The organism is Vibrio gigantis, from assembly GCF_024347515.1.
Taxonomy (GTDB): Bacteria; Pseudomonadota; Gammaproteobacteria; order Enterobacterales; family Vibrionaceae; genus Vibrio; species Vibrio gigantis.
This window is the reverse complement of the sequence record NZ_AP025492.1, coordinates 3,398,344-3,421,009: the sequence shown is the minus strand read 5'-3', so window position 1 is coordinate 3,421,009 and position 22,666 is coordinate 3,398,344. Positions and strand designations below refer to the sequence as shown.

Genomic DNA, 22,666 nt, shown 5'->3' with positions numbered 1-22,666 from the left:
ACGGATTGTTACTCTGCTTGATGGATACTTTCTTGAATCGTCAAACGTACTTCAGGGTAAAGCATTGAGTAGAGAAGCTTAGCGAATTGCTGAGTCTTTTCTAAATCACAGTTACCATTGTTATCCAGGTATTGCTGTTGTTTCAGAGTTGCGAACATCGACGCAAATACGCCTTTATCGAAGAACTCTGGTGCATTGATACCTTGTAGACGACCAAGTCGCTGGGCGATGTCTTGGCTCTTTTGTTCAAGGTCTGATTTATCCAAATCAGGATTCTCTGCCAACAGATTCAGAGCAATAGAGTAGCGTTGTAGCGTCTCTGAAATCGTACGGCCTAGTAGCATCAGTGCTTGGCTGTTTGACTGGTTGATGGTGACTTCGTTATCAGAAACGACAAGCATGCCTTGGCCGACTAGCTCTTCAATGATCTTCGAAACCACATCTTCAAGCTGATCTTCGTCGTAGCTTAGGAACAGCTCTTTCTTCAAGAACGGGTAGATTGCTGCAACATTCTTTTGAATCGTATCAATCGTTAGGCCGTGCTGACGAATGGTCATTTGAGCAATTAACGATGGTAATGCAAACAAGTGGATGATGTTATTACGGTAGTAGGTCATCAGAATTGACTGATGACGGTCTAGCGAAATGATGTCGCCCATTGAGTCTGATTCAATTAAGAACTTGTTCAGTGATTCAGCATGTTTTACCAGATCTTCAGCGCTGTCTTTTGGCACAGTGAAAGTTGCGGAATATGGAACGTTCTTAAGCAGAGACAGGTAGCAATTGATCTGAGAAACCAAAGAGTCACGAGACAATGCACGCTGTCTTGAAGCCAATAGCGCCGTTGCACAAAGTGTTAGTGCGTTGGTCGCTGCCGCATCATTAATGTGCGTCATCATTTTGGTTGCCAAGTCATTAACCACTGGATTCATCCATTGTGGTTTACTGGTTCCCATTGGGTCGATATCTTTAGTCCACTCTGGTGAGTGCTCGTTCAGATATTGGTTCAGCTGAATCGGCTCACCGAAGTTAACGTAGCCTTTACCAAAGTTACGCAACTTACGAATGGTACGAATCACTAGGCTCGCGTTTTCTTTTTCTTTTCGTTTGCCACGAAGTTCTTTTGCGTAGGTCGCTACTTCCATCACGTGCTCGTAGCCGATGTACACAGGAACCAACGTCACCGGACGGTTCATGCCACGCAGCATTGCTTGAATTGTCATCGCCAGCATGCCCGTTTTCGCTTGCAGTAAACGACCAGTACGAGAACGACCACCTTCACTGAAGTACTCTACTGAGTAACCTTTAGCGAACAATTCCGCTAGGTATTCACGGAAAATGGTCGAGTAAAGCTTATTGCCTTTGAAACTACGGCGAATAAAGAACGCACCACCATGACGGAAAATCGGACCTGCAGGGAAGAAGTTCAGGTTGATACCCGCAGCGATATGTGGAGGCACCATGCCTTCGTGGTAAAGCACATAAGAAAGCAACAAGTAATCCATGTGGCTACGGTGACAAGGCACATAAACGATCTCGTGGCCATCTTGAGCCAGTTTACGAACCGTTGAAGCGTTGCTGATATGCAGGCCTTGGTATAGCTTATTCCACAGCCAGCCAAGAATCTTCTCACCACGCTTGATCAGCGAGTAAGAGAAGTTCGCCGCAATCTCGTCCATGATGTCTTGAGCTTCTTTGCTCGCTTTCTCGATCGAGATGTTCTTTGCTTGCGCTTCGTCTTCAATCGCTTTCTTGATCGCTTCTGATTTTAGTAGGCGATCGAACAGAGCTTGGCGGCTTGGCAGGTTAGGGCCTGAGGCAGCAAGTTTCTGGCGAGAAAAGTGAATTCGTGCCACGCGCGCCAGTTTGTGAGCGATGGTGCTGTCGGTGCCGTGTGAATTGGCCATATAGCGTAGAGAAACCACTGGACTAAAACGAACCAGACAGTCGCGGCCTGCTAGCAATACTGCTTTTGATTTCTCTAAGCCGTTCATTGCCTGTAGGTAAGGCTTCTGATTATTCTCTTTACCAGGTTTGCGTCCCCACAGCACAGTGGCTGGGATGACTTGAACATCGAGTTCAGAGTCGTCAGCGTGCAGTGAAAGCAATTCAGAGAAAACTTCAATTGAAGAGCTTGGTACATAATCATCGTCTTGCAGTAGAGTTTTGCGAGAAGAGATAAAAACATAGCGTTGCAGTGATTTGCCGTTGATTTCAAGCATGCTCAACGGATCAGGTAGACCTAATTCAAGTGCATGTTTTTGCAATGTAAGAATGTCTACACTTGAGCGAAACGGTAAGGCGTATACAATCGGTTTGCTCAAATCAATGTTCAAATCCTCGACAGGGTTTGAAGGAATTGATGTGCCCTTTACCAATACGGATAAAGGTAGCTTCATTAATGAACGTGAAAAAGATTGTCCAGAAGACATATAGGTTCACTGCCTCAATAGTTATTTCAATGTGCTGAAGCGTATCTCTATTTCTATGATAAAAAGGATAAATCCTATGAGTGAAATAGGGATAAGCCTAGGCGTAAATTTAATCGATGCAAGAATACCAGAAACTGGTCTAACCTTTTAATGGAAATAGTCATATTGCCGTTAAGTTTGTGGAAAATCATTCATCGACTGATTGAGTATAGGGTCAAAAATGACGAAAAAATCAAACACCGGATTCAAACGCATCATCAAAGCTGCAGGCTTTTCATGGCAAGGCATTACCAGTTCGTTTAAAAACGAGGCTGCATTTCGGCAAGAAGTGTTCATGGCGGCTGTGCTTATTCCGTTGGCATTTTACTTAGATGTAAGCCAAGTAGAGCGAATCCTGATGATCTCAGCAGTCGTGTTGGTGATGGTTGTCGAGCTAATCAATACCGCGATTGAGGCGGTTGTCGACCGAATCGGCAGTGAACACCATGAGCTTTCCGGGATGGCCAAAGATGTCGGTTCGGCTGCGGTTTTCATCTGTTTGGCACTAACCGGTTATGTGTGGCTAGATATTTTGTTTTTGTAATTTGCTAAAAATGAACTAAAAACAACCAATTGCTTTGCTTTTGTTCAGTTACTGGATATACTCACAGTCAACTGTATAAAAAGACAGGTGAATCATGAAGCCGTTAACGCCCCGCCAGCAACAAGTCTTTGACCTTATCAAAGGTAAGATCGAAGATTCCGGTATGCCACCGACACGTGCAGAAATCGCGCGTGAACTAGGCTTTCGTTCTGCTAATGCTGCAGAAGAACATTTGAAAGCTCTTGCTCGAAAAGAAGCGATTGAGATTATCCCGGGTGCGTCTCGCGGTATTCGTATTTTGCTTGAAGATGCAGCAAACGAAGAGCAAGGTTTACCATTAATCGGTCAGGTTGCCGCTGGTGAGCCTATTCTGGCTCAAGAGCATGTAGAAATGCATTACCAAGTTGACCCAGGCATGTTTAAACCACAAGCTGACTTCTTACTTCGTGTAAATGGCGAAAGTATGAAAGACATCGGTATTATGGATGGTGATCTACTGGCTGTTCATAAAACACAAGATGTACGCGATGGTCAGGTTGTCGTAGCGCGTGTCGATGATGATGTAACGGTAAAACGCCTAGAACGTAAAGGTTCAACAGTTCTGTTACATGCTGAAAATGAAGAGTTTTCTCCAATCCATGTCGATCTAGAATCTCAACACTTGTCTATCGAAGGACTTGCGGTTGGTATTATTCGCAACACCGACTGGATGTAGTCAGTACAAACAGCTTATTGATATTTATTCTCAATAACTTGTTATTGTAATTGATATTCATTATCATCTTCTTTGTCGAGATACAAGGAAGATGATGATGCCAAATCCAACCAAACCTCAAATTAAGCCGCTTATTCGTAAGCCGCACGCCTCTAAACAACATTCCGCACATCAAGAATTCCAAGTTCCGACGAACCTCGTTCAACATCTTTGGTTTCGTAGTCGTGAAAGTCTAGCCGATGATGGTCTCGTTTATGACCCTATAGCAGCACAAGCCTGTAAGCGTTGCCAACTCGCACCAGAATGTCTTACTGGCGAACTCGACCAGCAACAGCTTCTCTACGCAACATTGACTCAACTTTGTGACTCTCAAGTTCAACAATTTCTATCTCACAACCCAGATGCTTGGGTCATTAATGTTGGAGCCGGGCTCGATACCCGTTTCTACCGTTTAGATAATGGCCGCTGTCATTGGGTTGAATTAGATGTCACAGAAAACCTAGTTTGGCGCCAGCGTTTGTTCCACAAAAATGAACGCTATCGTTTGGAATGTGGCTCGGTTGACGATCTAACGTGGCTCGATGAACTGAACATCCCAGAGCAAGCCTCGGTAATGGTGGTGTGTGAACATGCGTTGCTTGATTGTAATGAACAGCAGACGGCACATTTTATTCAGTCTCTCAGTCGTTATTTTACTCATGCTCACGCCTGCTTAGTCTTGGCCGGAGATAAGAGCTCAAGTACGTTGGGGCAGAAGTTAGGATCTGGTGAATATGCTCACGGGTTGTCTTCTCCGGTAGACAGCGTTCTTAATTGGTTGCCATGGGCGCAATGGGTAAAAGCGTTTTCTCCGCTTGATCAACAATGCAATCGTTGGAAATTGTGGCAACGACTTCTTTGTAAGATCTCTCAGGTCAAAAAGCGTTTAACGCCGCAATTAGTGCTTGTTAAGTGGTAATCCGAACGATTCTGCATTTCGAGTCACTGAATACATAACCGGTATAAGTAAAATTCCGCAACATAGTGAAAGCACACTCACTAGGTTAAACTATCGCCTCTAACCTAAGAGGTGATCGTGAAGCTATTTAATCCCCAAACTATTTTTCAAACGCTATCCAATCAGGCGATGCACAAAAAAGTGCTGTTGCTCGCGATCCCGATGGTTCTCTCCAATATTACCGTTCCGCTGTTGGGCTTAGTCGATGCTGCGGTTATCGGTCATCTGGAGCACTCTTGGTATTTAGGCGGTGTGGCGCTGGGCGGTACCATGATCAGCGTGACCTTTTGGTTGCTTGGTTTCCTGCGTATGTCGACAACAGGACTAGCCGCGCAATCTTATGGCGCAAATGATGGCAAGCAGCTTGGCTTAGTTTTTGTGCAAGGCGTGACCATGGCTTTAGGGTTTGCAGGTGCCTTTTTGCTTTTACACAGTCTAGTCGCCGATTTAGTTTTCTCATTGAGCAGCGCCAGTGATCAAGTTAAGCATTATGGTCAGCAATATTTCTCAATCCGCGCCTGGAGTGCACCTGCCGCGCTGACTAACTTTGTGATTTTGGGGTGGTTACTCGGGACTCAAAATGCCAAAGCACCAATGTGGATGGTGATTATCACCAATATTACTAATATCGTTTTGGATATCGCTTTTGTTATCGGCTTAGGGTGGCAAGTGGAGGGTGCTGCATTGGCATCTGTCATGGCTGATTATGCAGGCTTAACGTTTGGCTTGATTTGTGTTTACCGAATCTGGGCGAAGAAACAGTTACCATCGCCTTGGGATCTACTTAAGAAAACCAGTCAAGGTTTGAGTCGCTTCGTAAAACTGAATCGCGATATTTTTCTGCGCTCTTTGTGTCTGCAAGCCACGTTCACTTTCATGACCTTCCAAGGGGCAAGCTTTGGTGATGATGTAGTTGCAGCTAATGCGGTGTTGATGAGCTTCTTGATGATTATCTCTTATGGGATGGATGGTTTTGCCTACGCTATGGAAGCCATGGTCGGTAAAGCGATTGGCGCGAAAGATAAAGACGAATTAAACCAATCATTGATTGGCACCTTTTTCTGGAGCTTCAATATTTGCTTGGTGCTCACTATCGTGTTCGCGATTGCAGGGTCTAGCTTGATTAATATGATCACCACAATCCCTGACGTTAAGAGCCAAGCGGAAGTGTATCTGCCATGGCTGATAGCGATGCCGCTGGTTTCTATGTGGTGCTTCTTGTTGGATGGTATTTTTGTTGGAGCCACTAAAGGCAAGGATATGCGCAATAGTATGTTCGTGGCGACCTGCAGTTTCTTCGTGATTTTTTTCTTAGCGTCTAGTCTAGAAAATCATGCACTGTGGCTTGCGATGCTGAGCTTTATGGCAATGCGTGGTATTGGCTTGGGTGTGTTGTTTGTTTCTCAGTGGAAGAAGGGAGAGTTTCTCTCCTAGCTAAGTCGCTCATCAGGGAACGGAAAATAGAGGCTGTACAGGTAAGGTAGTATTTAGAGCATCATGATCTAATTACTACCAATACCATATTATTCAGTATCTTAAATAAAAACAGCAAGCTCATGGCTTGCTGTTTATGTATTTGGCCTATGGGTGGTCAAATACTCCTGTTGGTTCTTTATTTAGAACAAACGGTTAAGTCCGTTAAGTGCTGCAACACGATAAGCTTCTGCCATCGTTGGGTAGTTAAAGGTGGTATTTACAAAGTACTCGATGGTATTTGCTTCACCTTTCTGTTCCATAATTGCTTGGCCGATATGGATGATTTCAGCCGCACGCTCACCAAACACGTGGATACCCAAAATCTCTTTGGTTTCACGGTGGAACAGAATCTTCAAGCTACCAATATCTTTACCGGCGATTTGAGCGCGAGCTAAGTGTTTGAATGAAGAACGTCCCACTTCATAAGGTACTTTCGCAGCCGTTAGTTCTTGCTCGGTTTTACCAACAGAACTGATCTCAGGGATGGTGTAGATACCAGTTGGGATATCTTCAATAAGGTGGCGTTCAGCTTCACCTTTGACAATCGCTTGTGCAACAAATCGACCTTGGTCATAAGCCGCACTCGCTAGGCTAGGGTAACCAATCACATCACCTACTGCATAAACATGGTCAACATTGGTTTGATAGTTGGTGTTGACTGATACTTGTCCACGAGAGTCCGCCTCTAAGCCAACTGCACCAAGGTTCAACTTATCGGTATTACCGGTTCGGCCATTGGCATACAGTAGGCAGTCGGCACGCATTTTTTTGCCTGATTCTAGATGGATAATAACGCCATCATCTGTGCCTTCAATTTTCTCAAAGGTTTCATCGTTGCGAATCACCACACCGCTGTTCCAGAAGTGATAAGAAAGTGCATCTGAGGTTTCATTGTCTAGGAATGACAACAGACGATCACGAGTATTGATAAGATCGGTTTTTACGCCTAAACCGCGGAAAATCGACGCGTATTCACAACCAATAACGCCAGCACCATAGATGATGATGTGTTGCGGGTCGTGTTTAAGAGAAAGAATCGAGTCGCTGTCGTAAATACGTTCATGCAGGAAATCGACATTATCTGGTTGGTAAGGACGAGAACCCGTAGCGATAACAAATTTGTCGGCGCTGTAATGCTCTTCAGTACCATCGCTCTGCATCACCGAGATGGTGTTGGTATCGATAAAACGCGCGGTACCAAATACCAGCGTGCACTGGTTGCGGTCGTAGAAGCCTTGGCGCAGTCGAGTCTGCTTGTCGATAACGGATTTAGCATGACCTAAAATGTTGGAAAACGTTGAGTGAATGCTTTTGTTGTTCTGACAAAACAGAGGGTTGTTGTTGAATTCGATAATACGACTCACGGCATGACGCAGTGCTTTTGAAGGAATGGTTCCCCAGTGGGTACAACCACCACCAACGCTGCTCTCTTTTTCAATGATTGCAACGTTCAACCCGGCTTTGGTTAATCCCATCGCTGCCCCTTCGCCTCCGGGGCCACTACCAATTACGATTACATCAAAGTGGTTGGAGTGTGGCATAGATATCTTCCTTGTTATATTTGATTAACATTGCTTTAGCGAGATTTTAACTGATTCTGTTCTTGGGTACATGAAAAGGGCATCAGAGAGTCGGTGGGATCACGCAGTGTTATCGAAAAAATAATATTTGGTATGTCGTATGTCTCCAAATGACAGTGTGGATATTGAAATTTTTTCTTCGAACGTATTTACTTCGGTACGTGAACAAAGAGGTATGTTTAGTGTCTTATATAACCAGAGTGCCTTATATAAATAAGTGATTCGCGTTATATTGAACAGAGTATTAGACATGCCTGTTTAGGCTGTAAAAGAAGAAATTGATAAAGTATGAAACCAATGGGCATTCGCGCACAGCAAAAAGAAAAAACTCGTCGCAGCTTAATCGATGCAGCATTTAGCCAACTCAGTGCCGATCGTAGTTTTTCCAACCTAAGCTTGAGAGAAGTCGCTCGTGAGGCAGGAATAGCGCCGACTTCCTTTTATCGTCACTTCAAAGACATGGATGAGCTTGGCTTAACCATGGTGGATGAAGGTGGCTTACTGTTGCGTCAGTTAATGCGTCAAGCTAGGCAACGCATAGTAAAAGAAGGCAGTGTGATTCGCACATCGGTTGAAACCTTTATGGAATTCATTGAAAGCAGCCCTAACGTATTCAGACTGTTATTGCGAGAGCGCTCAGGAACGTCATTTGAGTTTCGTGCAGCGGTAGCTCGTGAGATACAGCACTTCTCTGCTGAGTTAACCGAATATTTGATAACGACTGGCATGACAAGGGACGAAGCTTTCACTCAAGCTGAAGCCTCGGTCATTTTAGTCTTCAACTCAGGGGCAGAAGCATTAGATTTAGATCGACGTCAGCGAGATGAATTAGCTGAACGATTGATCATGCAATTGCGAATGATGGCCAAAGGGGCTTTTTGGTATCGTAAAGAACGTGAACGTAACCGATTAAAAGGCGGGATTGAATAATGTCGAATGAAAATAATACTGTAAACCGTGGTTCAGAAAGAAAGACACTGGTACTTGCTGTTATTGCCGGTGTGTGTGGTGATGCTCTGTTATCTTGGGTAACGATGAGCGAAGTGGGCTTCTCTATTTTCCCATTGATTGCTTTAGTGTTGGCGGTACAAGCGCTTTACCAAGAATACCTAACTAACCCAGTATCTGAAGATATTCCACTAGTAGGTTTGGCTTGTTTCTTCGTGGGTGCATTTGGTCACTCGGCTTTCGTGAAAGCACAATACCCTGATGCAGGTTCAAACTTCTTTGCGATTATTGTCGCGATGCTGCTTTTAGCGTGGGTAGGTAAGAAATTAGGCTTTATCGGTAAAACCGCTTAAACCAATCTACAAATAAAAAACGAGCCAATTGGCTCGTTTTTTGTATCTGCTGTTTACTTAGACTTGGCCTAGAAAACGAACTCTATGCTTTACGCTCTAAGAACACACCTGCTTCCATATGGTGCGTGTAAGGGAACTGGTCAAATAGAGCAAAACGAGTAATGTCGTGCGTTTCGCTGAGGATCTCTAGGTTCTCTTTCAACGTTTCAGGGTTACAAGAGATGTACATGATGCGCTCGTAACCTTGCACCATCTTACAAGTATCAACATCCATACCTGAGCGTGGTGGATCAACAAAGATAGTGTTGCAGTTGTAGCTCTTAAGATCGATGTTCGCTTGTTGTAGGCGGCGGAATTCACGCTTGCCTTCCATTGCTACGGTAAAGTCTTCTGCAGACATACGGATGATCTGAACATTTTCAATCTTGTTCGCCGCAATGTTGTATTGCGCTGATTCTACTGATGGCTTCGCTAGTTCTGTTGCCAGTACACGCTCGAAGTTCTGTGCCAATGCTAATGAGAAGTTACCGTTACCACAGTAAAGCTCTAACAAGTCGCCTTTGCTGTCTTGAGTACAGTCGACAGCCCATTCCAACATTTTCTCGGCTACTTTGCCGTTTGGTTGAGTAAAGCTGTTTTCTACTTGTTGGTAGATGTAGCTATCACCATTTACGTCTAGCTTTTCAATCACGTAGTCGCGGTCTAGTACGATTTTCATCTTACGCGCACGGCCAATTAGGTTTAGGTTAAAACCTTCATCGTTTAATTGCTGTTTAAGTGCTTTAGCATCTTGAATCCACTGCTCACCCAACTGACGGTGGTAAAGCAGAGACACCAAAATTTCGCCGCTTAGTGTAGAAAGGAAATCTACTTGGAATAGCTTGTGGCGTAGAGAATGGTTGTCTTTCATTGCATCTGTTAATAGAGGCATCAAGTCATTGATAAGGCGACTAGCAGCAGGGAACTGATCTACACGGTATTTTTCTTTAGTCTCTTGATTGAACATGACGTAATACATATCGTCACCTTCATGCCACACGCGGAACTCAGCACGCATGCGGTAGTGTTGTTCTGGAGATTCATACACTTCCAGCTCAGGCACATTATATTCTGAGAACATTTCAGTAAGACGCTCAGTCTTTTCTGCCAGTTGTTCTTGGTAGCGTTGCGGGTTTACATCTAAATTCGCCATTGTTATGCCTTTTGCTGTCGTGCTTTTAAATCAAGAGCGCAGATTTTATTCAATCACAGGCGCTTGTCCAGTGTTGAGAGTCATTCAGTGTAAATAGGCCATGAAAACTATAGCTTATAACTATCTTAGACTAGACAAATGATTCATAGGTCAATACTATCTCCGGCAAGCTGGTGTCATTTAGATGTATAGATGGCTGAAGAGGGAATCTGGTGTGAATCCAGAACTGACGCGCAGCGGTAAAAGAGAACGAGTATTCATAAGACACTGCAAATAGCTTTTTGTGGGAAGTCGAATATTAGGTAACCATAGGGTTGTGCTCTTGAGTCCGAATACCTGCCAGCGGCCAAACTATAAGATGTGGTTTGGTAGGACTTTACGCGATTTAGGATCACAACATGAACAAATCCCTTTTAGCGGTTGCTGTAGCATCGCTGCTTTCACCTATCTCCAATTTACACGCCCAAGAAGCCTCTGCTGATGAAACCATGGTGGTTTTAGCACGCAGCAATAATGTTAATACTATTTCAGATGTTCCATCAAACATTGTGATTATAGACCGTACTGAAATCGAACAAAGTGGTGCAAACTCGTTAGAGTCTTTACTGCGTGGTAGAGCTGGCATTCAAATATCTGACTCAAATAGTGGCGCTGCTTTTTCTTTACGTGGGTTTAGCGGTGAGCAAGCTTCAAGTAACACGCTCATATTGTTGGATGGTCGTCGTTTAAATTCTCAAGATCTAGTCGCTCCAAACCTAAATTTTATTCAACTTAAAGATATTGAAACAATTGAGGTTTTATCTGGGAGTGCTGGTGTATTGTACGGTGATCAGGCTGTTGGTGGGGTCATTAACATTGTTACTAGAACGCCTTCGGAAAATTCTACTTCTGTGAGTGCGACTTACGGTAGCTTCAATACCACTATATTGAGTACGAGCACGTCTGGTAGTGTTACAGATGAAGTAAGTTACCGCTTTTCTGCAACTCAAAATAACTCAGATAACTACCGAGATCACAATGATAGCGAAAATGGGTCAATCTTAGGGTTTGTCGAGTATAGAGATGAAACTCGGAAGTTGTTTGTAGAAGTTGGATATTACGATACAGAAAGACAATATGCTGGTAGCTTAACTGAAGAGCAATTTAAGGAAGATCCAACGCAAGCGAATACAACGTACCCAGATGATTTTAATCATGAGATAACTCGAAGTGTGCGATTAGGTTACGATCAGAAGCTTAATAACACTTGGACGTTGAAGAATGAAATTATGTTCGATGATATGACTGGACATGGTTTAGCGTATGGTACGGACAAGGAAACGGAAAGCGGTCAGTTGTTTTATGCTGGTCAGTTTGAAGGAACCTTCGATTCTGAAAGTGGTCCCCGAAATCTGATTGTCGGCTTAGATTTGTTAAAGAGTCATTACGATTATGCAAGCCCTTGGACTGATAGAGATAATGAGCAAGAGTCTGTAAATGTTTATGCTCGCTATAGTTACCCGCTGACGCAAGATCTAACTGTTAACCTCGGTGGTCGTTATGCGAAAGTGGAAGATCGAGTCACAGATATGGTGCAGTACCCGGATGGGCAGGACTTAGATAACGATGCAACAGCTTATGAGTTATCTGCCAATTATCGTATCAGCGATAAATCTAGAGTTTATATCCGTACCGAAAGTAATTTTCGATTCGCAAAAGTTTCTGAGCAATCTTATACCTTCCCTGGTGTTGTTGGATTAAAACCGCAAACTGGTATATCTAATGAGTTCGGCTGGAATTGGAATGATGATGTATTTTCCTTCAGAGCAGACTTCTTCAACCTCCAACTAGAAGATGAAATTGTCTACGTAACCGATCCTAGCTCTGGCTCTGGGCGCAATGCTAATGCTGATGCTTCAACACGCAATGGTGCAACGCTTGCCGGTGATTATTATGTTTTTGACGATCTTTTATTAAGTGCTGAATATAGTTATGTTGATGCTCAGTTTACCGAAGGCGTAAATGATGGAAAAGACGTCGCATGGGTAGCTAACCATACAGGTAGAGTTGCACTTGATTACTCACTGACAGAGAGCTTAGGTCTTTATACTGATGCTGTTTATACTGGTGAGAAGTATCGAGATGGTGACAACTCTAATAGCTTAGATAAGCTTGATGCTTATTGGTTGGTAAACCTAGCGGTTAACTACAATTATGATGATTTAACATTGAGCTTTCGTACGGAAAACCTGTTCAATGAAAAATATGCAAGTTATGTATTTTACAGTGGCTGGTACTCGGGGAATGAGAGGGCTTACTACTTGAATGCGACATATGATTTCTAGAATATTAACCGCCTTCGGGCGGTTTTTTCTTATTGGGTATATCAATGAAAAAGAAAGTCGTCATAAGCTGGTCATCAGGTAAAGACTCTACCTTAACCCTAGAGCGTTTACTTGAGAGTGCCGAGTATGAAGTTGTTGCTCTCTATACTACGTATGTTGGAGATGAAGTCCCTTTCCAGGTAACTCCTATTGATGTGGTTGCCATGCAAGCGCAATTAATTGGTTTGCCACTCATCACCATAGAGCTTCCTGAAGTGTTCCCAAGCAATGAGATTTACCAAAGTACGATTGTCTCAGCACTGAAATGGTCTGGCTTATCAATTGATGCGGTCGCATTTGGCGATATGTTTTGTAACGGTATAGCCGACTACCGAAAAAGCTATATAGAACCGGCTGGTTGGGAGTGTGTATTTCCTCTCATAGGAGAGAGCAGCCAAGCCCTAGCTAGTGAGATAATAAACAGAGGGATCGAAACCTTTCTCGTCACGGTTGATAGCGACGCATTGGATAAGAGCTACTGTGGGCAGAAATACACGTCAAAACTAATAGACAGTTTACCGAGTCATGTCGATCCATGTGGTGAAGACGGTGAGTTCCATACCCTAGTGACGTCAGCACCGTGTTTTAAAGGAAAGCTTGATATAGAGCTCGAAGTGATAGAGCAAGGTGAACGTTTTGTACATCAACGCTATCGAGCTTGCATTGTATAGCGTGAGGATTGGCGAAAACTGAGTGAAGGGGTATCATTGCTGCGGAACTTATTACAGGTAATTGTTGTGTCGGAAAGCATACAAAAAAACATATTGGTCTTTGATTCTGGAGTGGGTGGTTTGTCTGTATATAAAGAGATAAGCCAGTTACTACCAAATCACAACTATATCTATGTATTCGATAACGAGGCCTACCCATATGGTGAGCTCGATCAGCAAGTTCTGATTCAGCGAGTCCAAACTATCGTGACCAGTTTTGTTGCGAGTCACGCTATTGATATTGTGGTGATAGCTTGTAATACAGCCAGTACGATAGTCCTACCTACACTTCGTGCTAACAACCTTATCCCAATTGTCGGTGTTGTCCCGGCAATCAAGCCTGCCTCGTTACTTGCTAATAAAGCCGTTGGCCTTATTGCAACTCCAGCGACGATTACTCGTGAATACACACATGATCTCATCAAAAACTTCTCGAGTAATAAAAGAGTAGAATTGTTGGGTTCTACTCGGCTGGTGGATATGGCCGAAGATAAACTCAGAGGCGAGGAGATTAGCCTAGAAGAGTTGCAACAGATTCTTCAACCGATGATCAATACAATTGATGTGGCTGTTTTAGGATGTACCCATTTCCCGCTGATCAAATCAGAGATTCAACAAGTACTGGGCGAAAGCGTAGTGCTGATCGATTCTGGTAAAGCGATTGCGAAGCGAGTTCAAGATTTGTTGGGTTTGGAAAGCATTAATAAAGAAGAGGGAGTGCGTGAGGTTTTTTGTAGTGCACTTCCTAAAAAAGAAAGTGCACTAAATAGTATGTTAAAGCAGTTAGGGTTTAGCTCAGTTCAGATTCGTCCGCTTCAGGATGTTTAGGATCATTTGCAACACGCACTTTTAAAGTTCGTTGCATGTAATCTTTATCGTTAAGTGCAGAGATTGCATGATTCACATCATTACTTGCCATAACAACAAATCCAAAGCCTCTTCTTTTACCAGTACGTTTGTCTTTCATTAAACGTACTGCAAATACTTCACCATGCTCTGAGAATAATTCACGTACATGTGATTCGTTCGCTTTGTATGGAAGGTTACCCACATAAAGTGTTTTTGTTGAAGCCTTAGGTTCTGAATCTGATTTTGAGTCGGTGCTTGAAAAGTTAACAACAAAAGCGGAAGCCAAGACACCAAGGATAAAGGTAATTGCAGGCGATATATCTACCTGAGAGAAAACAATGCCGCCTAATACAGCCAGTGCGACAATTAACAACATCGATTTTTTTGAGTTCATATCGGAATACTACATATTAATAAACGAAATAGACGCATCTACCATTAACAAAATAGACACATGAATCTTACGTTCATGGCTTCCATTTTTCCAATGTATTGCTGTGATACGTCTCAAATGTTTAGTTTTTATTCGAAAAATGCGGATCTGGTGGCTTTTTAGGCGAACAAAACTTTTATTTCAAAAAGCCCTTGTGCTCCATCTCAATCTCTCTATAATGCCGCCTCACCGACACGGAGTGAGACGAAAGTCACACAGCGAAATCGGTAGAGAAAAAGAGTTTGAAAATAACCCTTGACTCTCAAAGTGGTGCAGGTATAGTACGCACCCCTAGCGACTGAGATATGAATCACAAAACGCTAGCGCTCTTTAACAATTTAAACCTATCAATCTGTGTGGGCACTCGTTGATGAATATCAAAATGTTTTATCGTTAGATAAAACAGATTCTTCGGAATTAAAATGATTTCAATGAACTGAGTGACCAATACAAATAACCTCGGTTATTTGGCACAGTCAATTCATTATCATTCTGTTGGAATGGTAATAGCTTTAGAATTACATGTTCACGTTCCTTTTTCGAAAAGAGCGAATGAATATTAGTTTTGAAGTCAGTATTCGTTGAGTCACAAAATCTTAAATTGAAGAGTTTGATCATGGCTCAGATTGAACGCTGGCGGCAGGCCTAACACATGCAAGTCGAGCGGAAACGACACTAACAATCCTTCGGGTGCGTTAATGGGCGTCGAGCGGCGGACGGGTGAGTAATGCCTAGGAAATTGCCTTGATGTGGGGGATAACCATTGGAAACGATGGCTAATACCGCATAATGCCTACGGGCCAAAGAGGGGGACCTTCGGGCCTCTCGCGTCAAGATATGCCTAGGTGGGATTAGCTAGTTGGTGAGGTAATGGCTCACCAAGGCGACGATCCCTAGCTGGTCTGAGAGGATGATCAGCCACACTGGAACTGAGACACGGTCCAGACTCCTACGGGAGGCAGCAGTGGGGAATATTGCACAATGGGCGAAAGCCTGATGCAGCCATGCCGCGTGTATGAAGAAGGCCTTCGGGTTGTAAAGTACTTTCAGTTGTGAGGAAGGGGGTAGCGTTAATAGCGCTATCTCTTGACGTTAGCAACAGAAGAAGCACCGGCTAACTCCGTGCCAGCAGCCGCGGTAATACGGAGGGTGCGAGCGTTAATCGGAATTACTGGGCGTAAAGCGCATGCAGGTGGTTCATTAAGTCAGATGTGAAAGCCCGGGGCTCAACCTCGGAACTGCATTTGAAACTGGTGAACTAGAGTACTGTAGAGGGGGGTAGAATTTCAGGTGTAGCGGTGAAATGCGTAGAGATCTGAAGGAATACCAGTGGCGAAGGCGGCCCCCTGGACAGATACTGACACTCAGATGCGAAAGCGTGGGGAGCAAACAGGATTAGATACCCTGGTAGTCCACGCCGTAAACGATGTCTACTTGGAGGTTGTGGCCTTGAGCCGTGGCTTTCGGAGCTAACGCGTTAAGTAGACCGCCTGGGGAGTACGGTCGCAAGATTAAAACTCAAATGAATTGACGGGGGCCCGCACAAGCGGTGGAGCATGTGGTTTAATTCGATGCAACGCGAAGAACCTTACCTACTCTTGACATCCAGAGAAGCCAGCGGAGACGCAGGTGTGCCTTCGGGAGCTCTGAGACAGGTGCTGCATGGCTGTCGTCAGCTCGTGTTGTGAAATGTTGGGTTAAGTCCCGCAACGAGCGCAACCCTTATCCTTGTTTGCCAGCGAGTAATGTCGGGAACTCCAGGGAGACTGCCGGTGATAAACCGGAGGAAGGTGGGGACGACGTCAAGTCATCATGGCCCTTACGAGTAGGGCTACACACGTGCTACAATGGCGCATACAGAGGGCAGCAAGCTAGCGATAGTGAGCGAATCCCAAAAAGTGCGTCGTAGTCCGGATTGGAGTCTGCAACTCGACTCCATGAAGTCGGAATCGCTAGTAATCGTGAATCAGAATGTCACGGTGAATACGTTCCCGGGCCTTGTACACACCGCCCGTCACACCATGGGAGTGGGCTGCAAAAGAAGTGGGTAGTTTAACCTTTCGAGGAGGACGCTCACCACTTTGTGGTTCATGACTGGGGTGAAGTCGTAACAAGGTAGCCCTAGGGGAACCTGGGGCTGGATCACCTCCTTATACGAAGATACTTACGATGAGTGTCCACACAGATTGATGGTTTAGATTTAGTTAAAGCCAGAGCTTTAATTAATAACGTAAGTTATTGATTAAAGCTTTTTGCTTTATGCTCTTTAACAATTTGGAAAGCTGACTGATTGATTACTTACGAGTAATTCAATCAAATTTAAAAGTTCTCAATGTTTATCTTTATGATAAACACAACAAACACATTCAAGTGTCTTGTATTCGATTCAAACTTGTTTGAATCACAATTGAGTCCGGCAAACAGTTATCAAGAATTAACCCTTCTTGATGACAACCAAAAACCTTGGTTAGTTGCCATACATTAAGACCCTTTCGGGTTGTATGGTTAAGTGACTAAGCGTACACGGTGGATGCCTTGGCAGTCAGAGGCGATGAAAGGCGTAATAACTTGCGATAAGCCCAGATTAGGTAGTAATAACCTTTTGAGTCTGGGATTCCTGAATGGGGAAACCCACTTACATAAGTAAGTATCCTGTTGTGAATACATAGCAACAGGAGGCAAACCGGGGGAACTGAAACATCTAAGTACCCCGAGGAAGAGAAATCAACCGAGATTCCGAAAGTAGCGGCGAGCGAAATTGGATTAGCCCTTAAGCTTTTAATGATGCAGGTGAAGAGTCTGGAAAGTCTCGCAATAAAGGGTGATAGCCCCGTAACCGACACATCATAATCAGTGAAAACGAGTAGGGCGGGACACGTGATATCCTGTCTGAATATGGGGGGACCATCCTCCAAGGCTAAATACTACTGACTGACCGATAGTGAACCAGTACCGTGAGGGAAAGGCGAAAAGAACCCCTGTGAGGGGAGTGAAATAGAACCTGAAACCGTGTACGTACAAGCAGTAGGAGCACCTTCGTGGTGTGACTGCGTACCTTTTGTATAATGGGTCAGCGACTTAATTTTAGTAGCAAGGTTAACCGTTTAGGGGAGCCGTAGGGAAACCGAGTCTTAACTGGGCGTACAGTTGCTAGGATTAGACCCGAAACCAGGTGATCTAGCCATGGGCAGGTTGAAGGTTGAGTAACATCAACTGGAGGACCGAACCGACTAATGTTGAAAAATTAGCGGATGACTTGTGGCTAGGGGTGAAAGGCCAATCAAACCTGGAGATAGCTGGTTCTCCCCGAAAGCTATTTAGGTAGCGCCTCGGACGAATACTACTGGGGGTAGAGCACTGTTAAGGCTAGGGGGTCATCCCGACTTACCAACCCTTTGCAAACTCCGAATACCAGTAAGTACTATCCGGGAGACACACGGCGGGTGCTAACGTCCGTCGTGGAGAGGGAAACAACCCAGACCGCCAGCTAAGGTCCCAAAGTATAGCTAAGTGGGAAACGATGTGGGAAGGCTCAGACAGCCAGGATGTTGGCTTAGAAGCAGCCATCATTTAAAGAAAGCGTAATAGCTCACTGGTCGAGTCGGCCTGCGCGGAAGATGTAACGGGGCTAAGCTATACACCGAAGCTGCGGCTACGTACCTTAGGGTATGTGGGGTAGGGGAGCGTTCTGTAAGCCGTTGAAGGTGGTCTGTAAGGGCTGCTGGAGGTATCAGAAGTGCGAATGCTGACATGAGTAACGATAAAGGGAGTGAAAAACTCCCTCGCCGGAAGACCAAGGGTTCCTGTCCAACGTTAATCGGGGCAGGGTAAGTCGACTCCTAAGGCGAGGCCGAAAGGCGTAGTCGATGGGAAACGGGTTAATATTCCCGTACTTCTTACAATTGCGATGGGGGGACGGAGAAGGCTAGGTGGGCCTGGCGACGGTTGTCCAGGTTCAAGTACGTAGGCGGAAAGTTTAGGTAAATCCGGACTTTCATTAACGCTGAGATACGATGTCGAGCTACTACGGTAGTGAAGTCATTGATGCCATGCTTCCAGGAAAAGCCTCTAAGCTTCAGATTGTAAGGAATCGTACCCCAAACCGACACAGGTGGTCGGGTAGAGAATACCAAGGCGCTTGAGAGAACTCGGGTGAAGGAACTAGGCAAAATGGTACCGTAACTTCGGGAGAAGGTACGCTCTTATCAGTGAAGTCCCTTGCGGATGGAGCAGACGAGAGTCGCAGATACCAGGTGGCTGCAACTGTTTATTAAAAACACAGCACTGTGCAAAATCGTAAGATGACGTATACGGTGTGACGCCTGCCCGGTGCCGGAAGGTTAATTGATGGGGTTAGACTTCGGTCGAAGCTCTTGATCGAAGCCCCGGTAAACGGCGGCCGTAACTATAACGGTCCTAAGGTAGCGAAATTCCTTGTCGGGTAAGTTCCGACCTGCACGAATGGCGTAATGATGGCCACGCTGTCTCCACCCGAGACTCAGTGAAATTGAAATCGCTGTGAAGATGCAGTGTACCCGCGGCTAGACGGAAAGACCCCGTGAACCTTTACTACAGCTTGGCACTGAACATTGAACCTACATGTGTAGGATAGGTGGGAGACTTTGAAACCGCGTCGCTAGATGTGGTGGAGTCGTCCTTGAAATACCACCCTTGTAGTTTTGATGTTCTAACGTTGGTCCCTGAATCGGGATTACGGACAGTGCCTGGTGGGTAGTTTGACTGGGGCGGTCTCCTCCCAAAGAGTAACGGAGGAGCACGAAGGTGGGCTAAACACGGTTGGACATCGTGTGGTTAGTGCAATGGCATAAGCCCGCTTGACTGCGAGAATGACAATTCGAGCAGGTGCGAAAGCAGGTCATAGTGATCCGGTGGTTCTGAATGGAAGGGCCATCGCTCAACGGATAAAAGGTACTCCGGGGATAACAGGCTGATACCGCCCAAGAGTTCATATCGACGGCGGTGTTTGGCACCTCGATGTCGGCTCATCACATCCTGGGGCTGAAGTCGGTCCCAAGGGTATGGCTGTTCGCCATTTAAAGTGGTACGCGAGCTGGGTTTAGAACGTCGTGAGACAGTTCGGTCCCTATCTGCCGTGGGCGTTGGAAAATTGAAAGGGGCTGCTCCTAGTACGAGAGGACCGGAGTGGACGAACCTCTGGTGTTCGGGTTGTCATGCCAATGGCATTGCCCGGTAGCTAAGTTCGGAATCGATAACCGCTGAAAGCATCTAAGCGGGAAGCGAGCCTTGAGATGAGTTTTCCCTGACACTTTAAGTGTCCTAAAGGGTTGTCGTAGACTACGACGTTGATAGGCAGGGTGTGTAAGTGCTGCGAGGCATTGAGCTAACCTGTACTAATTGCCCGTGAGGCTTAACCATACAACACCCAAGGGGTTTTGATGGACTCAAAGAAATACCAAACGCTTGAATGAGTTTGAAGAGAACAAAAACAGCTTTCCGAATTTTAAAATTTGCTTGGCGACCATAGCATTGTGGACCCACCTGATTCCATGCCGAACTCAGAAGTGAAACACAATAGCGCCGATGGTAGTGTGGGGCTTCCCCATGTGAGAGTAGGACATCGCCAGGCTTTAATTTCGACTTTGTCTAGTTTCTAGACAAGTCACCATAGGGTTCTAAGTTTTCTTAGTATTTTATGTTGACTTTCAAAGTAGAAAGCGTATTATACGCGTCCTGCTTAAGTGCTAAGGCACTGAAAGCAAAGCTCTTTAACAATTTAAACCTATCAATCTGTGTGGGCACTCGTTGATGAATATCAAAACGTTTTATCGTTAGATAAAACAGATTCTTCGGAATCAAAATTGATTTCAATGAACTGAGTGACCAATACGAATAATTACTTTCTTTATAGAGAGGGGTTATTTGGCACAGTCAATTCATTATCATTCTGTTGGAATGATAATAACTTTAAAATTACACAGTAGTTTTGAAGTCAGTATTCGTTGAGTCACAAAATCTTAAATTGAAGAGTTTGATCATGGCTCAGATTGAACGCTGGCGGCAGGCCTAACACATGCAAGTCGAGCGGAAACGACACTAACAATCCTTCGGGTGCGTTAATGGGCGTCGAGCGGCGGACGGGTGAGTAATGCCTAGGAAATTGCCTTGATGTGGGGGATAACCATTGGAAACGATGGCTAATACCGCATAATGCCTACGGGCCAAAGAGGGGGACCTTCGGGCCTCTCGCGTCAAGATATGCCTAGGTGGGATTAGCTAGTTGGTGAGGTAATGGCTCACCAAGGCGACGATCCCTAGCTGGTCTGAGAGGATGATCAGCCACACTGGAACTGAGACACGGTCCAGACTCCTACGGGAGGCAGCAGTGGGGAATATTGCACAATGGGCGAAAGCCTGATGCAGCCATGCCGCGTGTATGAAGAAGGCCTTCGGGTTGTAAAGTACTTTCAGTTGTGAGGAAGGGGGTAGCGTTAATAGCGCTATCTCTTGACGTTAGCAACAGAAGAAGCACCGGCTAACTCCGTGCCAGCAGCCGCGGTAATACGGAGGGTGCGAGCGTTAATCGGAATTACTGGGCGTAAAGCGCATGCAGGTGGTTCATTAAGTCAGATGTGAAAGCCCGGGGCTCAACCTCGGAACTGCATTTGAAACTGGTGAACTAGAGTACTGTAGAGGGGGGTAGAATTTCAGGTGTAGCGGTGAAATGCGTAGAGATCTGAAGGAATACCAGTGGCGAAGGCGGCCCCCTGGACAGATACTGACACTCAGATGCGAAAGCGTGGGGAGCAAACAGGATTAGATACCCTGGTAGTCCACGCCGTAAACGATGTCTACTTGGAGGTTGTGGCCTTGAGCCGTGGCTTTCGGAGCTAACGCGTTAAGTAGACCGCCTGGGGAGTACGGTCGCAAGATTAAAACTCAAATGAATTGACGGGGGCCCGCACAAGCGGTGGAGCATGTGGTTTAATTCGATGCAACGCGAAGAACCTTACCTACTCTTGACATCCAGAGAAGCCAGCGGAGACGCAGGTGTGCCTTCGGGAGCTCTGAGACAGGTGCTGCATGGCTGTCGTCAGCTCGTGTTGTGAAATGTTGGGTTAAGTCCCGCAACGAGCGCAACCCTTATCCTTGTTTGCCAGCGAGTAATGTCGGGAACTCCAGGGAGACTGCCGGTGATAAACCGGAGGAAGGTGGGGACGACGTCAAGTCATCATGGCCCTTACGAGTAGGGCTACACACGTGCTACAATGGCGCATACAGAGGGCAGCAAGCTAGCGATAGTGAGCGAATCCCAAAAAGTGCGTCGTAGTCCGGATTGGAGTCTGCAACTCGACTCCATGAAGTCGGAATCGCTAGTAATCGTGAATCAGAATGTCACGGTGAATACGTTCCCGGGCCTTGTACACACCGCCCGTCACACCATGGGAGTGGGCTGCAAAAGAAGTGGGTAGTTTAACCTTTCGGGGAGGACGCTCACCACTTTGTGGTTCATGACTGGGGTGAAGTCGTAACAAGGTAGCCCTAGGGGAACCTGGGGCTGGATCACCTCCTTATACGAAGATACTTACGATGAGTGTCCACACAGATTGATTAGGTTTAGAAAAGTTAAGAGACGATATTGGGTCTGTAGCTCAGCTGGTTAGAGCGCTCGCCTGATAAGCGGGAGGTCGGTGGTTCAAGTCCACTCAGACCCACCAATATCGACCTAGATGGGGCTATAGCTCAGCTGGGAGAGCGCCTGCCTTGCACGCAGGAGGTCTGCGGTTCGATCCCGCATAGCTCCACCATCTTTAAGGGTTTTTCCCTAAGAATCTTTAAAAATGGTTCATTTATGAATCAAGCTCTTTAACAATTTGGAAAGCTGACTGATTGATTACTTACGAGTAATTCAATCAAATTTAAAAGTTCTCAATGTTTACCTTTAAGGTAAACACAACAAACACATTCAAGTGTCTTGTATTCGAATCAATGTTTACATTGATTCACAATTGAGTCCGGCAAACAGTTATCAAGAATTAACCCTTCTTGATGACAA

At 45.3% G+C, this 22,666-nt stretch carries 13 protein-coding genes, 2 tRNA genes, 4 rRNA genes and 1 riboswitch; of the genes, 15 read left to right on the top strand and 4 right to left on the bottom strand.

The annotated features are described in order from the left end of the window. Positions 1–8: 8 nt before the first annotated feature. The gene (gene plsB, locus OCV56_RS15380; RefSeq protein WP_086713434.1) at positions 9–2,432 is read right to left on the bottom strand and encodes a glycerol-3-phosphate 1-O-acyltransferase PlsB; all 2,424 of its coding nucleotides are present in this window, start codon (positions 2,430–2,432) and stop codon (positions 9–11) included. A 220-nt stretch (positions 2,433–2,652) separates the two neighbouring features. Between plsB and OCV56_RS15375 the strand changes: the two genes are divergently transcribed. The 4 genes from OCV56_RS15375 (at position 2,653) to dinF (ending at position 6,161) form a co-directional block, all read left to right on the top strand. Further along, positions 2,653–3,015: a diacylglycerol kinase gene (locus OCV56_RS15375; RefSeq protein WP_086713435.1), complete on the top strand. Its 363-nt coding sequence runs from the start codon at positions 2,653–2,655 to the stop codon at positions 3,013–3,015. Positions 3,016–3,109: 94 nt separating this feature from the next. Next, positions 3,110–3,730 carry a transcriptional repressor LexA gene (gene lexA / locus OCV56_RS15370; protein ID WP_019820514.1) on the top strand — a complete coding sequence of 207 codons (621 nt, stop codon included), beginning with the start codon at positions 3,110–3,112 and terminating at the stop codon, positions 3,728–3,730. A gap of 97 nt (positions 3,731–3,827) precedes the next feature. After that, a complete protein-coding gene (locus OCV56_RS15365) occupies positions 3,828–4,688 on the top strand; it encodes a class I SAM-dependent methyltransferase (protein ID WP_086713436.1) in 861 nt (286 codons plus the stop codon). Between the two features lie 117 nt (positions 4,689–4,805). Continuing rightward, positions 4,806–6,161 (top strand): MATE family efflux transporter DinF, encoded by a 1,356-nt coding sequence (gene dinF / locus OCV56_RS15360; RefSeq protein WP_190960489.1) that lies wholly within the window; start codon positions 4,806–4,808, stop codon positions 6,159–6,161. Positions 6,162–6,343: 182 nt separating this feature from the next. Here dinF and sthA read toward each other — a convergent pair whose 3' ends face one another. After that, a complete protein-coding gene (gene sthA / locus OCV56_RS15355) occupies positions 6,344–7,744 on the bottom strand; it encodes a Si-specific NAD(P)(+) transhydrogenase (RefSeq protein ID WP_086713437.1) in 1,401 nt (466 codons plus the stop codon). A gap of 327 nt (positions 7,745–8,071) precedes the next feature. On the opposite strand from sthA, the gene fabR reads away from it, so the two are divergent. Beyond that, the gene (fabR, locus tag OCV56_RS15350; RefSeq protein WP_010438693.1) at positions 8,072–8,713 is read left to right on the top strand and encodes an HTH-type transcriptional repressor FabR; all 642 of its coding nucleotides are present in this window, start codon (positions 8,072–8,074) and stop codon (positions 8,711–8,713) included. After that, positions 8,713–9,084: a YijD family membrane protein gene (locus OCV56_RS15345; RefSeq protein WP_086713438.1), complete on the top strand. Its 372-nt coding sequence runs from the start codon at positions 8,713–8,715 to the stop codon at positions 9,082–9,084. Before fabR ends, OCV56_RS15345 begins: the two co-directional genes overlap by 1 nt. 82 nt (positions 9,085–9,166) lie before the next feature. Here OCV56_RS15345 and trmA read toward each other — a convergent pair whose 3' ends face one another. Next, positions 9,167–10,276 (bottom strand): tRNA (uridine(54)-C5)-methyltransferase TrmA, encoded by a 1,110-nt coding sequence (gene trmA, locus OCV56_RS15340; RefSeq protein WP_048658870.1) that lies wholly within the window; start codon positions 10,274–10,276, stop codon positions 9,167–9,169. Positions 10,277–10,430: 154 nt separating this feature from the next. Then, a riboswitch (cobalamin riboswitch) is annotated at positions 10,431–10,634 on the top strand. Positions 10,635–10,674: 40 nt separating this feature from the next. Between trmA and OCV56_RS15335 the strand changes: the two genes are divergently transcribed. From OCV56_RS15335 to murI, 3 genes are read left to right on the top strand one after another with little or no spacing between them, the layout of a single operon-like run. Next, positions 10,675–12,600 carry a TonB-dependent receptor family protein gene (locus tag OCV56_RS15335; RefSeq protein ID WP_086713439.1) on the top strand — a complete coding sequence of 642 codons (1,926 nt, stop codon included), beginning with the start codon at positions 10,675–10,677 and terminating at the stop codon, positions 12,598–12,600. 44 nt (positions 12,601–12,644) lie between these two features. After that, positions 12,645–13,310, top strand: coding sequence for a Dph6-related ATP pyrophosphatase (locus OCV56_RS15330; protein ID WP_086713440.1), 666 nt, complete (start codon positions 12,645–12,647; stop codon positions 13,308–13,310). A gap of 60 nt (positions 13,311–13,370) precedes the next feature. Then, complete coding sequence (gene murI, locus OCV56_RS15325) at positions 13,371–14,177, top strand: glutamate racemase (RefSeq protein ID WP_086713442.1); 807 nt, start codon at positions 13,371–13,373, stop codon at positions 14,175–14,177. Here the strand turns inward: murI and OCV56_RS15320 are convergent. Continuing rightward, positions 14,140–14,592 (bottom strand): RNA recognition motif domain-containing protein, encoded by a 453-nt coding sequence (locus OCV56_RS15320; protein WP_017061054.1) that lies wholly within the window; start codon positions 14,590–14,592, stop codon positions 14,140–14,142. The genes murI and OCV56_RS15320 overlap by 38 nt on opposite strands. Before the next feature lie 637 nt (positions 14,593–15,229). Between OCV56_RS15320 and OCV56_RS15315 the strand changes: the two genes are divergently transcribed. From OCV56_RS15315 to OCV56_RS15290, 6 genes are all read left to right on the top strand, one after another. Next, a 16S ribosomal RNA gene (locus OCV56_RS15315) occupies positions 15,230–16,784 on the top strand. Between the two features lie 350 nt (positions 16,785–17,134). Beyond that, positions 17,135–20,028: ribosomal RNA gene (locus OCV56_RS15310) — 23S ribosomal RNA — on the top strand. A 95-nt stretch (positions 20,029–20,123) separates the two neighbouring features. Next, positions 20,124–20,239, top strand: a 5S ribosomal RNA gene (rrf, locus tag OCV56_RS15305). Between the two features lie 390 nt (positions 20,240–20,629). Continuing rightward, positions 20,630–22,184, top strand: a 16S ribosomal RNA gene (locus tag OCV56_RS15300). The 16S, 23S and 5S rRNA genes sit together here with 2 tRNA genes alongside, the layout of an rRNA operon. A gap of 67 nt (positions 22,185–22,251) precedes the next feature. Then, positions 22,252–22,328, top strand: a tRNA-Ile gene (locus OCV56_RS15295). A 14-nt stretch (positions 22,329–22,342) separates the two neighbouring features. Then, positions 22,343–22,418: transfer RNA gene (locus OCV56_RS15290), tRNA-Ala, on the top strand. The last annotated feature ends 248 nt before the right edge of the window (positions 22,419–22,666 follow it).

Excerpts from the sequence above, each read along its gene's own strand:
- OCV56_RS15330 (WP_086713440.1), top strand. The coding sequence starts at position 12,645 with ATGAAAAAGAAAGTCGTCATAAGCTGGTCATCAGGTAAAGACTCTACC.
- OCV56_RS15365 (WP_086713436.1), top strand. The coding sequence starts at position 3,828 with ATGCCAAATCCAACCAAACCTCAAATTAAGCCGCTTATTCGTAAGCCG.
- fabR (WP_010438693.1), top strand. The coding sequence starts at position 8,072 with ATGAAACCAATGGGCATTCGCGCACAGCAAAAAGAAAAAACTCGTCGC.
- OCV56_RS15320 (WP_017061054.1), bottom strand. The coding sequence starts at position 14,592 with ATGAACTCAAAAAAATCGATGTTGTTAATTGTCGCACTGGCTGTATTA.
- sthA (WP_086713437.1), bottom strand. The coding sequence starts at position 7,744 with ATGCCACACTCCAACCACTTTGATGTAATCGTAATTGGTAGTGGCCCC.
- OCV56_RS15345 (WP_086713438.1), top strand. The coding sequence starts at position 8,713 with ATGTCGAATGAAAATAATACTGTAAACCGTGGTTCAGAAAGAAAGACA.
- plsB (WP_086713434.1), bottom strand. The coding sequence starts at position 2,432 with ATGTCTTCTGGACAATCTTTTTCACGTTCATTAATGAAGCTACCTTTA.
- lexA (WP_019820514.1), top strand. The coding sequence starts at position 3,110 with ATGAAGCCGTTAACGCCCCGCCAGCAACAAGTCTTTGACCTTATCAAA.
- OCV56_RS15335 (WP_086713439.1), top strand. The coding sequence starts at position 10,675 with ATGAACAAATCCCTTTTAGCGGTTGCTGTAGCATCGCTGCTTTCACCT.
- trmA (WP_048658870.1), bottom strand. The coding sequence starts at position 10,276 with ATGGCGAATTTAGATGTAAACCCGCAACGCTACCAAGAACAACTGGCA.
- OCV56_RS15375 (WP_086713435.1), top strand. The coding sequence starts at position 2,653 with ATGACGAAAAAATCAAACACCGGATTCAAACGCATCATCAAAGCTGCA.